Annotated in this window: 11 protein-coding genes and 2 other annotated features; of the genes, 8 read left to right on the top strand and 3 right to left on the bottom strand. The window is 30.1% G+C overall.

Annotation, left to right across the window (positions count from 1 at the left end; translation table 11 throughout):
- Positions 1–477 precede the first annotated feature (477 nt).
- Positions 478–1,044 carry an ECF transporter S component gene (locus J2Z44_RS10425; RefSeq protein ID WP_021282869.1) on the top strand — a complete coding sequence of 189 codons (567 nt, stop codon included), beginning with the start codon at positions 478–480 and terminating at the stop codon, positions 1,042–1,044.
- 388 nt (positions 1,045–1,432) lie between these two features.
- Here the strand turns inward: J2Z44_RS10425 and J2Z44_RS10420 are convergent, their stop codons facing one another.
- On the bottom strand, positions 1,433–1,603 hold the full coding sequence (locus tag J2Z44_RS10420) for a zinc-ribbon domain-containing protein (protein WP_021282868.1): 171 nt from the start codon (positions 1,601–1,603) through the stop codon (positions 1,433–1,435).
- 261 nt (positions 1,604–1,864) lie between these two features.
- On the opposite strand from J2Z44_RS10420, the gene J2Z44_RS10415 reads away from it, so the two are divergent.
- The 6 genes from J2Z44_RS10415 (at position 1,865) to J2Z44_RS10390 (ending at position 8,555) form a co-directional block, all read left to right on the top strand.
- Positions 1,865–3,010 carry an AlbA family DNA-binding domain-containing protein gene (locus tag J2Z44_RS10415; RefSeq protein WP_021282867.1) on the top strand — a complete coding sequence of 382 codons (1,146 nt, stop codon included), beginning with the start codon at positions 1,865–1,867 and terminating at the stop codon, positions 3,008–3,010.
- A gap of 203 nt (positions 3,011–3,213) precedes the next feature.
- Entirely contained in the window at positions 3,214–3,624 is a 411-nt protein-coding gene (locus tag J2Z44_RS10410) for a hypothetical protein (protein ID WP_209649551.1), read from the top strand.
- A gap of 69 nt (positions 3,625–3,693) precedes the next feature.
- Positions 3,694–3,901, top strand: a binding site (T-box leader).
- Positions 3,902–4,152: 251 nt separating this feature from the next.
- Positions 4,153–5,379 (top strand): tyrosine--tRNA ligase, encoded by a 1,227-nt coding sequence (gene tyrS / locus J2Z44_RS10405; RefSeq protein ID WP_021282865.1) that lies wholly within the window; start codon positions 4,153–4,155, stop codon positions 5,377–5,379.
- A 430-nt stretch (positions 5,380–5,809) separates the two neighbouring features.
- Positions 5,810–7,489 carry a hypothetical protein gene (locus J2Z44_RS10400; protein ID WP_021282864.1) on the top strand — a complete coding sequence of 560 codons (1,680 nt, stop codon included), beginning with the start codon at positions 5,810–5,812 and terminating at the stop codon, positions 7,487–7,489.
- Between the two features lie 103 nt (positions 7,490–7,592).
- Positions 7,593–7,859: an EscU/YscU/HrcU family type III secretion system export apparatus switch protein gene (locus tag J2Z44_RS10395; protein ID WP_021282863.1), complete on the top strand. Its 267-nt coding sequence runs from the start codon at positions 7,593–7,595 to the stop codon at positions 7,857–7,859.
- Positions 7,860–7,865: 6 nt separating this feature from the next.
- On the top strand, positions 7,866–8,555 hold the full coding sequence (locus J2Z44_RS10390) for a metallophosphoesterase (RefSeq protein WP_209649550.1): 690 nt from the start codon (positions 7,866–7,868) through the stop codon (positions 8,553–8,555).
- A 138-nt stretch (positions 8,556–8,693) separates the two neighbouring features.
- Here the strand turns inward: J2Z44_RS10390 and J2Z44_RS10385 are convergent, their stop codons facing one another.
- Positions 8,694–9,611, bottom strand: a complete 918-nt coding sequence (locus J2Z44_RS10385; protein ID WP_021282861.1) for a DUF2225 domain-containing protein — start codon at positions 9,609–9,611, stop codon at positions 8,694–8,696.
- 409 nt (positions 9,612–10,020) lie between these two features.
- Between J2Z44_RS10385 and yjbM the strand changes: the two genes are divergently transcribed.
- On the top strand, positions 10,021–10,812 hold the full coding sequence (gene yjbM / locus J2Z44_RS10380; RefSeq protein WP_021282860.1) for a GTP diphosphokinase: 792 nt from the start codon (positions 10,021–10,023) through the stop codon (positions 10,810–10,812).
- Between the two features lie 174 nt (positions 10,813–10,986).
- Here yjbM and leuS read toward each other — a convergent pair whose 3' ends face one another.
- Positions 10,987–13,425, bottom strand: coding sequence for a leucine--tRNA ligase (gene leuS / locus J2Z44_RS10375; protein ID WP_021282859.1), 2,439 nt, complete (start codon positions 13,423–13,425; stop codon positions 10,987–10,989).
- 43 nt (positions 13,426–13,468) lie between these two features.
- Positions 13,469–13,670 (bottom strand) — a binding site (T-box leader).
- Positions 13,671–13,780: the final 110 nt, after the last annotated feature.

The following is a 13,780-nucleotide window of genomic DNA, read 5'->3' as shown; positions in this document are numbered from 1 at the left end:
GACATGAGTATGTACCATAAAATGGATTATACTCATGTCTTTTTTATTATCTAAAAGGCAGAACACTGAAAAACAAGATGTTTTTCAGTGCCCTCAAGTACTTCAGCCTTTTTTTTTATTGATTAAAAGCATAAAATACCTTTGTCCTAAGATTTTTACAATTCTTGATAAAAGTAGTTGATTTTATTGAAAATTGTTATATAATACAGATGGAAATACAGAGATTACATATAATTGTATCAATACAATTAGTGACTCTAATTATGACATAAGTACATTTGTTTCATTATACTTAAAAGTTGAAAGTGTATTTTATTCATAGTCAAAATCATTTTGGGAAGTAATGGAGTAATAATATAAAAGTTAATTATTGCTTTGTTTTATTTTGAAATACTAACTTCATTTAAATGGAAAAAGTATTGAAATCAAAATCAAATATAAATTCAAATAAACTATATTTTAAGGAGGGGGAAGACTATGGAGAAACAAAATAAATTATCAGTGAATAATAGTTCTTCTAGCGACATTTTAAGTTTGATTCAAGTGGGATTAATGGCTTCATTAGTTTATGTAGCAACTAGGATGATAGCAATTCCAGTGGGAAGTAATGCTGTACTTCATTTAGGCGATGCGGTAGTTTTCTTATCGGCACTTCTTTTAGGTAAGAAGAAAGGAGCAATAGCTTCAGCCATAGGAATGACATTGTTTGACGTACTTTCGCCTTATATAATTTGGGCTCCTTTTACCTTAGTTATCAAAGGCGCTATGGCATATATTGCTGGAAGTATAGCTTACAGAAAAGGGTATGAAGGTAAAAACTTTATAAATAATCTTTTTGCTTTTATTGTAGCAGGAATATTTATGATAGTAGGATATTTTATAGCAGGAGGGATATTAAACCGTTTTGTATATGGTGCACCAAATATGATTGCTGCTTTTGCACTTTCATTAGAAAATGTAGCGTTCAATGGATTGCAAGTTCTAGCTGGAATTGTTATTGCTTTACCTCTAGCACCACCATTAAAGAAAGTTTTGAAGTTATAAAATTGAATTATTACAAGGCAAGTTGTTAAAAGTTATAAATAAAAAACCAACCTTATAGGGAAAAATTTATTTGATTTTACTCTATAAGGTTTTTCTATTTATGTGTGAATTTGTTTTTTACTGCAAGAGATTTGGTTAAAACTTTGAGATTATAATGCATTCTTTACTTGAAAAATATAACTAATAATTTGAATTAAAAAAGCAAAAGTGCTTATAAAAATTACAGGCTCGGTAAGGCGGCAATTAAACTTCTTATGCTTACTTATAAAAGAGAAGAATTATAGATTTATTAATAAGTTATTTCACTGTATTCTGTTTTATGACCATTAATAGAAAAATAAAAGAGCATTTCTATTTAAGAGAAATGCTCAATTTCAACTATAAATTATTATCTTTTATTGTTGAATCCGTTGTTTCTTGATGCTTTTCTTGATTTTCTGCACTCTGGGCATCTTACTGGATCATTTTCAAATCCTTTTTCTTTGTAGAAAGCTTGCTCGCCTTCAGTGAATACAAATTCTTTTCCACAATCTTTACATGTAATGTTTCTATCTGCCATTATAATGACCTCCTTTTAATCTAAGGACTAATTAAACTAGGAACACTATCACAAAAACTACCTTGACTAAAGGAGGGGATAATTGCCTGTTAATTAATCTTATTTCTAGAGTTTTAACTCTAATATTATTATACCATATTTTTGTAAGAAAACAATAGGATTTTTTTGAAATATGGTATAATATTACTGTAATAACTACTTAAAAGGAAACATAATTTTATAGCAGCATAATATAGTATAAAGCGCTAGAGGAGAATATTTATGGACTTACGAAAAATTAAAAACCTGCTTAAAAAAGAAGAAAGTACAAAATTAGATTTTAAGCGTAAAATAGATATTTATACCGATAGTGGTAAGAAGGAGCTAGCCAAGGATGTTTGTGCAATTGCAAACTCTAGAGGTGGAAGAGGATATATAATTATTGGTGTTGAGGATAAAACTAAGGAAGTTGTTGGAATAGAAGATGAGGATTTAAGTGAGGAGTATATTCAACAAGTAATAAGCTCTAGATGTGTACCGCCAATCCCTGTAGCTTTTGAATGGGTTAAATATGGAGGGAAAACACTTGGTATTATATCTATTTTTGCAGGAACTCAAAAGCCGTATCAAATAAGAGATAATGGAGCTTTTTACATTAGAAGAGGATCAACTACTGACACTATGAAAAAAGAAGAAGTAGTAAGTTATCTATCAGAGGGCTTAAGCTTTAATATTGAAGTATCACCCATTATAAATAGTAGTACAAAAGTATTAAACTATAGTATTATTGATAAATACTTTACTTCAAAAGGTATGGAAATAAATAATGAAAATAGAATTGAGTTTATGGATGCTGCTGCTATAACTTATGTGGATAAGGATAGTGGAGCGAGAATGGTCACCCTTGGAGGACTTTTAGTTTTTTCTGATATTAATAATTTGTTTTTACCCCATAACATGGTTAAGGTAATTAATAAAATTAAAGGACCTAATAATAATGTAACTATACTTCAAGGAAGTTTATTAAGTTTACTTGACTCATGTGAAAATATACTAAAAACTATTTTACCTGCTAGCTATCCGGTAAATAGCATTTGTGAGGCAGTTAATAATGCAATACTTTATCGAGATTATAGTTTACACGGAAAGGTTATTGAAATTGTTATAAGCGAAAATAGTGTCATTGTGTCAAGCCCTGGCGCTATGATTTTTAATAACAATGATAAAAATCATAGCTATATTAAGAGAAATATGTGGATATATGATAAGCTTATTGCTTTAGATGATAAAAAAAGATATTTAAAGACATCTCCTGGTTTTTCAATAATGAAAAGAGGTTTTAAAAATATTGGTAGAATTAAATTTATTAATTCTCTAGATGAAAATGTGTTTAAGGTAATTTTCCCAGGGATTAAAATAATTTCCTGATAGCATTGTAAAAATATTCTGAATATTATATAATGAAGTTATGATCTACTATTTAAAATGGAGGTATGTTAATCTTTGAAAGTCTAGCTTTAATTTATTAGCATCAATTAATAAACTTATAAAATATTAACTAAATGATAATATTTAATAGTATTGATAAATATTATTATTATAAGTAATAAAATAGTTTGGGGGCGTTTAAGATGATTCATGTATTTTGTAAAGAAAGAGGATCTGGAAAAACAAAAGCTCTAGTTAATTTAGCTAATTTAAAAACCGAAGAAGCAAAAGGAAACTTGGTTTATATTGATGATGACACAAGGGTTATGCTTGAAGTCGATAGAAATATAAGGTTTATTTGTTCACAAGATTTTAAAATCCACAATTACAAAGATTTTTATGGTTTTATGTGCGGTATTATTTCAAAAGACTATGATATCGAGGCTATTTTTATTGATGGCATTTTAAATGATATCTGTAAGTCAAATGAAGATATGGTACTTTTATTATCTAAATTAGAATATTTAGTTGATAAATTTCATGTAAACTTTTATATAAATATAAACTGTAGTGAAAGAGAAATTCCTGAGGAAATAAAAAAATATGTAGCTTAGCGCCAAATTATTAATTTATACTTGTAATTTAATTAAGATAATAGTATTATATATGTAACTTAAAATTAGTTAAAAGTGATGAAGGAAAGAAGTAATTATGGAAATCATTCAGAGAGCTGATGGTTGGTGCAAATCAGTTGAGGAACATGATGAAATACATTCCAGAGCTTTAGGCTGAAATCATAGTAAGCTGAGACGGGTTCCTGACGTTATTAAGGAAAGAGATGATATTTATTTATCAAATTTGGGTGGTACCACGGAAAAATTCGTCCCTAGTGTTTTATACACTAGGGATTTTTAAATTTAATGCTAATTATATATCTGCAGATATTTTATACAGTATTATAGAGAAATCACTTTAACATTAGAGTATAACTTTTAAAATGGGGTTTCTTAAAAATTACCATAATAATTAGAGTTGCAAAATTTTGTATATACTAAAATATATAATTAAGACAATGTTAACCCTTAGTTAAAAGAAAATTTGTATTAATTAACAGAAGAAATAAAGTCATAGGAGGAAGAAATATGAGTAATATTAATGTTTATGATGTATTAAAAGAACGTGGTTTTTTAAAGCAATTAACTCATGAAGAGGAAATGAAAGAAATTTTAGGTAAGGAGAAGGTTACTTTTTATATAGGTTTTGACCCTACAGCAGACAGTCTTCATGTAGGACATTTTATAGCTATGATGTTTATGGCACATATGCAAAGAGCTGGTCACAGACCAATAGCTTTAGTTGGTGGTGGAACTGCTATGATTGGAGACCCCTCAGGAAGAACTGATATGAGACAAATGCTATCAAAGGAAGAAATTGACCATAATATTTCTTGTATCAAAATGCAATTATCAAGATTAATTGATTTTAGTGATGATAAAGCAATACTAGCCAACAATGCTGACTGGCTCTTAGATCTTAACTATGTAGATTTTATAAGAGATATAGGTATTCACTTTTCTGTAAATAGAATGCTTACAGCAGAATGTTTTAAACAAAGATTAGAGAAAGGCCTATCCTTTTTAGAGTTTAACTATATGTTAATGCAGGGATATGATTTCTTAGTTCTTAATCAAAAGTATGGATGTACCATGGAACTAGGTGGAGATGACCAATGGTCAAATATATTAGCAGGTATGGAACTGATAAGAAGAAAAGAAAGTAAGCCTGCTTATGGTATGACTTGTGCGCTTTTGACTAATAGTGAAGGAAAGAAAATGGGTAAAACAGCAAGTGGTGCTGTTTGGCTTGATGCAGAAAAAACAACTCCATATGATTTCTTCCAATACTGGAGAAATATCGATGATGCAGATGTAGAGAAATGCTTAGCTCTTCTTACTTTCCTACCGATGGATGAGGTTAGAAGATTAGGAACTTTAAAAGACGCAGCAATAAATGAAGCTAAAACAGTATTAGCTTATGAGGTTACTAAGCTTGTTCATGGTGAAGAAGAAGCAGAAAAGTCTAAAAAGGCAGCAGAAGCTCTATTTGGAAAAGGTGTGGATATGAGTACAGTGCCTACTGTTTCTATTTCACAAGATATGAAAAACACTAACATTCTAGATATTTTAGTTCAAACTGAAATTGTTCCATCAAAGGCTGAGGGAAGAAGACTTATTCAACAAGGTGGATTAACTATTAATGAAGAAAAAATTTCTGATGTTAATGCTTTATTTAATGAAAGTTTCATAGTAGATGGGGCTGCACTAATTAAACGTGGGAAGAAGAAGTTTTACAAACTAATTGTTGAATAAATTTGTTTTTAGCTAAGCTGGAAAAGATTGTTTATCCTTTTTCAGCTTTATTAGGATATTTATAAATGGAGCAACGTTGAAAAGTATAAAAACACTTTCTAAGGATGATTATTTCATCCTTTTTCTATAGTGCCATACTACTAAAGATGTGTTTAATTTGGGGTCAAGTAAGCTTTGAAAATTATTGGATAAATGAGTTTCTCATTAATTAACTAGTAAAAACTACGCGTTTGAAGGTAGTTCATTCTAAACTGTACAACTGGTAAGAAAAATTATTTTTGAAAGAGAGTATATAGCATAATAGATATAAGTTTTCCCTCCAGTTGTAATTATTGTAATAATAATGGAAACTACAGTTTTATATTTAAGTAAAAATTTACTTTGAAGTTCAATGCGAATATATTATACTAAAGGAGGGGGAAGTGATAATATGTCTGGAATTTGGAAAATTAATATGGTGCAAAACTTGAGCACAAAACAAGATTTTAACAAGCTAACTTTTAAAAAGGGTGATAGTTTTGTTGCAAGAGTTCTTAAGTTAGATGGAAATACTTCTGAAGTACTATTAAGGATGATAGATGGGAGGACCTTTCCAGCAAAGGTAGAAGGGGCTTTTAATGGACCTTTAGATAATTATCTACTAAAGTTTTTAGTAGATAGCTTTCAGGACGGAAAATTAAATATAACAATACAGGAAAAAATATCTGATAATATAAGTGATCAAAAGGAATATAATCAAGATAACTTGTTAGATGATCTAATTGGTAGAGTTAAATTTGCTGTTGATAAAGAAGATTTAGAAATTCTAAAAAACATGATAAAGTTTAATGTTCCAGTGAATGAAGAAAATTTTAAAGAGATTAAGGCCTTTTCAGAGTTCATTAATAAAATTAATTCATCACCGGAAGATGAGAATATATTTATTGATAAGTATCTAAGTTCAAAAGATATAAATGCAAGTAGCTCAAAGGGACAAGATATAAAAGATATATTAAAGGGTTTTTTCTCTGAAGCAAAAAAATTAGATTTAACAGGAATTTTAATGCTTAAAGAAAGTGACATTTTATTAACTAAAGAAAATATAAAAGCGTTTAATAAAATTATTTCACCAGAAATGGATGTATTTAAAGAGATAGAACAAATTAAGACAATAGTTGGACAATTTAGCGATATGAGTAAAGAAGTGAATTTAGGAGTAAATATAAATGATAAAATAATAAATAATAGCACTACTACAGATAGCAATATAATTAGAGGTAGTGAAGTTAATAAAAATGCTGAGTTAAAAGTAAATGGTGATGATTTAGATTTAAATAGCAATCAATTGGTTAAAAATATAAATGTAGGTTGTGAGGAAAAAAAAAGTAGTACTAATACTTTAATTAATAACAATGATAAAGCTGCTATAAATGAAGGAAAAGATGCATCTAAAGTAGGTTACTTATCACTCGATACTAATAATGAAGATATAATTAAAAATGTAGATTTAAATAATAAAGATGCTGAAATATTATCAACTAAAGCAAAAATTCATGCATCAGATCAAAAGAACCTACTAGCTACTGAAACTCTAGTTAAAGAAGAAATAAAAGATAAGCTAAGTATGTTAAAAACTACACTATTAGATCTTTTAAAGTTTACAGAAGAAAATAGTTCAATCGCAAATAAAATTTTTCAAAATTTAGAAGGTAAATTTCAAGAGTTTAAGATGTTTAATACTCTAAATAATGATTATTACTATTTAAATATTCCAATGAATATTAGAAGTGATGAATATGACTGTAAATTAGTAATTAAGGATGAAAGAGATAGTGGCAAAAAAGTAGATTCTAAAAATATTAAAATAGCCACAAGTATAAGTACAGTTAATATGAATACTGTAGATGCTTATATAACGGTCTTAAACAACAGTGTATCTGTTAAAATAGAGGCAGATAGGGGTTTTGTTAAACTTTTAGATATGCTTAAAGATAAACTTTTATGTGATTTAGGACATAATAAGCGTGTTTTTAATGTTTCAGTGGAAGAAAAAAAGGAGATGTTTTCTTTAGGCAATTGCAGAGAGTTTTTCTCGGATGAAGATTTCACAGCTATCAATGCTATTGTATAAGTATAAGAATATACTAACAATTTTATAAAGTATTTTTTAAAATCAGTGCATCCTTGTTAAATAAAAGAAATATTAAAAGCTAATTTTTATTAGGAGTGGTTTAATGGATGAAAGGAAAAAAGCAGCTGCGCTAAAATATGATTTTAATAGCCATGCACCTAGGGTTACGGCTGCAGGTATGGGAAGAGTTGCGGATAAGATTATTGAAACTGCAGAAGAGAATAAAGTTCCGATTGTATATAATAAAGAGTTAACAGAAATGCTTACTAAAGTAGATGTAGGAGATGAAATACCCTATGAACTTTATGATATTGTTGCAAAGGTTATAGCTTATGTAATGGATGTAGATAATAAGTTGAAAAGTAGGTGATATTATATGGCACTTTATGCAATATCAGATCTTCACTTAGCATCCACTGGAAATAAGCCAATGGATGTTTTTGGAGATAAATGGTATAAACATCATGAAAGAATTCAAGAAAACTGGAACAATATAGTAAAAGAAGAGGATACGATTTTAGTTGCAGGAGATATTTCTTGGTCTATGAGGATGGAAGATGGAAGAGAAGATTTAAATTTTATTCACCAGTTACCTGGGAGGAAAATTTTTGTTAAAGGGAATCATGATTATTGGTGGACTAGTATAACTAAGTTAAATAGTATGTATGAGGATATGAATTTCATTCAGAATAACTTTTTTGCTTATGAAAATTATGCTATATGTGGCACAAGAGGATGGATTACACCAAGTGCTTCAAAATTTACAAGTCATGATAAGAAAGTTTATGATAGGGAGCTAATAAGACTTTCGTTATCTTTAAATATGGCAAAGAAAGCGGGGTATAGTAAATTTATTGTTATGATTCACTATCCTCCAACTAATGAGAGTTTTCAGGATACTGGATTTATTGATATATTTAAAACATACGGTGTGGAGAAAGTTATTTATGGACACCTTCATGGCTATGGGCTAAACAATGTATTTGAAGGGATTAAAGATGGAGTAGAGTACATACTTACCTCTTGTGATTATATTGATTTTAGCCCTAAAAAAATTATGGACTAAAAAAGGACTATCTTAGTAGTCCTTTTTTAGTCCATAACTATAGGATTATTTACGATAGTACTCTATAAATATCCACTATAATTAAATCAATGCATGTGATTAGATGTTAAAATTATAAGTGTAATATAAAATTTATAGTTATTTAAAAATATTAAAAAAAGACTTTCTAGGGTGTGTTTCCTTAATATTTTCTTGTTCCTCTTCATTGTGGTTGTGTAAGTCTAGGTTTTGAGAAGTAAGGAGCTCACCGTTGATTTCCATTTTTTTCATTAGTAACATTTCTTCTTTAATTAAATCTTTTTGAGTTCTTGCTAATTCTTTCAAGTTGGGCTTTACCCCTTTGGATGTGATTACATTACTAAACCAATTTAGGGCCACCGAGTAATTTGAAAGTCTTCTATGGATTTCTCCTATAAGATACATGGTTGTAAAATTGTCCATGCCATAGATTGGAAAGGACTCCTTCATATAAGCTTCTTCTAAGCCTTTTACTGCTTCCTTTAGAAAGGTACGCTCCATTTCCTTTCCGTAATCTGAACTCATAAGCCTATGCATCCATGCAAGTTTTAGGCAAATAATAGCTTTTTTGCTCCATTTTGATTCCATATACACAGCATTAATTAAAGCCAACTTGTATCTTTCTATGGCTATGTCTAAATCATGAAATTCAGGGTATTCTTTAGGTTTAAACTTAGGGGTTACTTTTTCTAAAATAAGTTTAATTTCACCCTCCCATACCTTATTGAAATCTGCCTTTAATGCAGAGTATCCACATTTGTTACAAATCCATACGTCATAAAAATAAGGATTAATAATATCATATCTTATAAATAAATCTGTGTCCTTTGAGGCAATTTTAAAACTAAAGGACTTAACTGCTTTTTCCTTAAAGGTATTTCCACATACAGGACAAGTTACTGAAGTAAGGTATATAAGATTTTTTTCTGCAACTGAATTTGCCACTTTAGGTTGTTTTTCTTTACTTGTTCCATATATATCATCAATGTCTGTTTCTTTAAAGCCTAGTTTTTCAAGGCCGGAAAAAATTTCACTCATAAAATCCTCCTATAATAGCGTAATAAAATTTATATATAAAATAAATAGTTAATTTTCACTATATTTTTTTACATGAAACAAATGAAATTTATGATTACTAAATTTATTATACTATTAATTATCGTAATAACTAGGAAAAAGTTAATAATATATGCAAAAATTGATTATATTTTTCGTTTATAATACTTAAATGCAGATAGTATAACTATAAAGCAATAAAGAAAAATATATAACCTTGCTTTTTATCATAAATATTGTGATATAATATTTAATGTATTTTAATTTTAATAAACCCAATTAAACACCCCTGATAGGGAAGTATTTTATTCTTAAGGGAATGATGAGAGTAGGTTCGTTAAGATTATAGTTTGATGACCTACAAGTATTAGTTGGCAAAGGAATGAAGTTTATGGCTATTATTGAGTGGAAAAAGTTTTTAATTCCCTATGAACAAGCAGTGGAAGAGTTAAAAGTTAAGTTCAGAAGTATTAGAAGAGAATTAAGAAGGAAAAATGAATATTCACCTATAGAATTCGTTACAGGGAGAGTAAAGGAAGTTTCAAGTATATTGGAAAAAGCAAATAAGTTTAATATACCTATAGATAGAATTCACTTCGAGATGGAGGACATTGCAGGCTTAAGGGTTATGTGTCAATTTGTTGATGATATAGATAAGGTAGTAGATCTTATTAGACAAAGGAAGGATATGCAAATAATATATGAAAAGGATTATGTTACCAATGTTAAGCCTAGTGGGTATAGAAGCTATCATATGATTATTAAGTACCCTGTTTATATGGCAGATGGAATTACAGAGGTTTTGGCTGAATTTCAAATAAGAACTCTAGCAATGAATTTTTGGGCTACAGTAGAACATTCGCTGAACTATAAGTATAAGCATAATATACCATCTGATGTGAGAGGAAAGCTTAAAAATGCGGCAGATGCGGCCTTCCAACTAGATCAACAGATGTTAACAATTAAGGATGAAATTAAGGATGCTCAAAAGCTCTTTGAGGTTAAATCTTCTTTAGTTACTAATATAATGGAAAATATTTTAACCTTATCTTCTTTAGGAAAAATTGCAGAAGCTTCTAGATTTACTGAGCAATTAAACAAACTGTTAGAGGTAGGGGAAGTATTTGAACTAACAAGCCTTCTTGAAGCAACAAAGAGGGTTTTGGAGAGGTATAAACTGTAAATTAAAGAAGTTTAAATAAATGAAGGAATTCTGCGTGAATATTATCTACCTCAAGTACGTAAAAAGTATAAGAATTAAGTGACTTATTAAAAATAATGAAGTTTAAAATTGAAAATCCAATTGGAGTAGTTTAAAAAGGTGAAGTTATGATAATTCATAACTTCACCTTTAAATTTAGTTAGCAACTATATTAACTAGTCTTCCTTTTATTACAATAACTTTTCTTACAGTTTTTCCTTCAAGAGAAGCTCTAATTGTTTCATTTTCTAAAGATGCTGCTTTGATACCTTCTTCATCTAAAGAAGTTGAAACATCAATTTTAGCTTTGATTTTTCCATTTACTTGAATAGCAATTTCAACTTCATCTTTAATTAAGGCAGAAGGGTTAAAAACCGGCCACTGCTCATTAAATACTGAAAAGTTCATTTTAAGGGCTTCCCATTGCTCTTCACTAAAGTGAGGTGCGAATGGAGCAAGAAGCTTTATATAATCTACTAGTACTTCTTTTAAGAAACTTGAATTTTTATTTTCTTCATTAAGATATTTTGAAAGAGCATTTGTAAGCTCCATAAGTCTAGCAATAGCAGTGTTAAATTGAAGCTTTTCAGCATCCTCTGTAACACCTTTAATTGCAAAATGTCTCCAGTAATTCAACTCTTTTTCTTGTGCATCAATTGTAGTTTTATTATTTTTAGCATTTGAAGTTTCTGCTATGCTATTCTCAACGGTTCTTTCAATTCTGTCAACAAATCTAGCAATAGCTCTTAGACCATCATCACTCCAAGCACCGCCATCAGTGTAGCCAAAGCCAAACATTAGATACATTCTAAATACGTCTGCACCAAATTCTTTAATGTAATCGTCAGGAGAAATAGTATTTCCCTTAGATTTACTCATCTTTTGTCCATCTGGTCCTAAAATTAAGCCTTGGTGTGTTAGAGATAGGAAAGGCTCGTCGAAGTTTACATAACCCATATCTCTTAGGGCTTTAGTAATAAATCTTGCATAAAGTAAATGCATACAAGCATGTTCAGGGCCACCAACATATTTATCTACAGGAAGCATTTTGTTGATAAGCTCCGTATCAAAGGCCTTCTCCGAATTCTTATTGTCTGCATATCTTAGATAGTAGAAGGATGAGCAAACAAAAGTATCAAGAGTATCTGCATCTCTGTGAGCTGGTCCTCCACAGGTTGGGCAAGTAGTATTGATAAATTCCTCAGATTTTGCAAGAGGGGATTTTCCATCTGGTGCAAATTCAACATTATAAGGTAGTTCCACAGGAAGTTGAGACTCAGGTACAGCGACAATACCGCATTTTTCACAATGAACCACAGGAATTGGAGCACCCCAGTATCTTTGTCTAGAGACTAGCCAATCACGTAGTCTGTAATTAACCTTTTTTGCACCTAGTTCAATAGATTCTAATTTTGAAATAACTGCCTCTTTTCCATTATCACCTTCAAGGCCATTAAATTCACCGCTATTAACCATTGGGCCATACTCAGTGAAGGGAAGTTCTTCCCCGCCTTCTATAACTCTTTCAATTGGTAGGTTGTATTTTTTAGCAAAGGTAAAATCTCTTTCATCATGAGCAGGAACAGCCATAACAGCACCAGTTCCGTAAGTGTTTAAAACATAATCTCCAATCCAAATAGGAACCTGTCTTCCGTTTATTGGATTTATTGCATAAGACCCAGTGAATACACCAGTTTTTTCTCTTGTAATAGATTGCCTTTCAATTTCAGATTGCTTTTTAGCAGCCTCTCTATATTCGTCTACTGCAGCTTTATTTTCTTCACAAGTTAACTTATCAACTAAATCATTCTCAGGAGCTAAAACTACATAGGTAACTCCAAATAGGGTATCAACTCTTGTAGTGAATACATTAAAGGATAAATCACTATTTTGTACCTTGAAAGTTACTTCTGAACCAGTAGATCTCCCAATCCAATGTTTCTGCATTGCTTTAGTTTTTTCTGGCCAATCAAGAGTATCTATCATGTCAAGCAACTCATCTGCATAATCTGTAATTTTTAAGAACCATTGGGTTAAGTTTTTCTTTGTAACTTCAGTGCTGCATCTTTCACAGGCACCATCCAATACCTGCTCATTGGCTAAAACTGTATTACAGCTAGGGCACCAGTTTACAGGAGCATTCTTTCTATAAGCAAGACCTTTTTCAAATAGTTTCAAGAATAGCCATTGTGTCCATTTATAATAATCAGGTCTACAAGTTACTACTTCATGATCCCAATGAAACATGGCACCCATAGCTTTTAATTGTTTTTCCATAGTTTCAATATTTTTTTCTGTAGAATCCTTTGGATGAATTCCTGTTTTAATTGCATAATTTTCAGCAGGTAATCCAAAAGCATCAAATCCCATTGGTTGGAATACATTATATCCTTGCATTCTCTTCATTCTTGCCCAAGAATCAACTGGTCCGTAATTAAACCAATGCCCAGCATGTAGCTGGCTTCCTGATGGATAAGAGAACATTTCTAACACATAAAGCTTTTTATCCATATTAGTTTCATCAAATTTATAAAGATTGGTTTCTTCCCATTTTTGCTGCCACTTTTTATCAACAGCTGTTCCGTATTTTGCCATAATCTTTTCCTCCTATATAAAAAAATAAAGGCTTTCATCTCAATGAAGAGACGAAAGCCATAGTTCCGCGGTACCACTCTAATTAGATTCATAGAATCTCACTTAAAAATATAACGGTTTAAACCGTACTTGCTTTTGGCAAGTAAGCTCCGAGGCAAGTTCATATCAATTTAATACTGCATCACACCAAGCTGCAGCTCTCTGAAAATAAATAAAATATTACTACTCCTAATCAATGCGATAATTTGTTAAATTGTTACTAAAATTATAGATTAAAATTTACATATTGTCAATGCTAGAGTATTGGCAATATGTAAATTTATTTTATTCGTCAGTAAACATCTTAAGGAAACAA

Source organism: Clostridium punense (assembly GCF_017874425.1).
Taxonomy (GTDB): domain Bacteria; phylum Bacillota; class Clostridia; order Clostridiales; family Clostridiaceae; genus Clostridium_J; species Clostridium_J punense.
This window is presented reverse-complemented; position numbering and strand designations above follow the sequence as displayed.

Bases quoted from the DNA above. Each gene is read 5' to 3' on its own strand.
- J2Z44_RS10425 (WP_021282869.1), top strand. From the start codon at position 478: ATGGAGAAACAAAATAAATTATCAGTGAATAATAGTTCTTCTAGCGAC.
- J2Z44_RS10420 (WP_021282868.1), bottom strand. From the start codon at position 1,603: ATGGCAGATAGAAACATTACATGTAAAGATTGTGGAAAAGAATTTGTA.
- J2Z44_RS10415 (WP_021282867.1), top strand. From the start codon at position 1,865: ATGGACTTACGAAAAATTAAAAACCTGCTTAAAAAAGAAGAAAGTACA.
- J2Z44_RS10410 (WP_209649551.1), top strand. From the start codon at position 3,214: ATGATTCATGTATTTTGTAAAGAAAGAGGATCTGGAAAAACAAAAGCT.
- tyrS (WP_021282865.1), top strand. From the start codon at position 4,153: ATGAGTAATATTAATGTTTATGATGTATTAAAAGAACGTGGTTTTTTA.
- J2Z44_RS10400 (WP_021282864.1), top strand. From the start codon at position 5,810: ATGTCTGGAATTTGGAAAATTAATATGGTGCAAAACTTGAGCACAAAA.
- J2Z44_RS10395 (WP_021282863.1), top strand. From the start codon at position 7,593: ATGGATGAAAGGAAAAAAGCAGCTGCGCTAAAATATGATTTTAATAGC.
- J2Z44_RS10390 (WP_209649550.1), top strand. From the start codon at position 7,866: ATGGCACTTTATGCAATATCAGATCTTCACTTAGCATCCACTGGAAAT.
- J2Z44_RS10385 (WP_021282861.1), bottom strand. From the start codon at position 9,611: ATGAGTGAAATTTTTTCCGGCCTTGAAAAACTAGGCTTTAAAGAAACA.
- yjbM (WP_021282860.1), top strand. From the start codon at position 10,021: ATGGCTATTATTGAGTGGAAAAAGTTTTTAATTCCCTATGAACAAGCA.
- leuS (WP_021282859.1), bottom strand. From the start codon at position 13,425: ATGGCAAAATACGGAACAGCTGTTGATAAAAAGTGGCAGCAAAAATGG.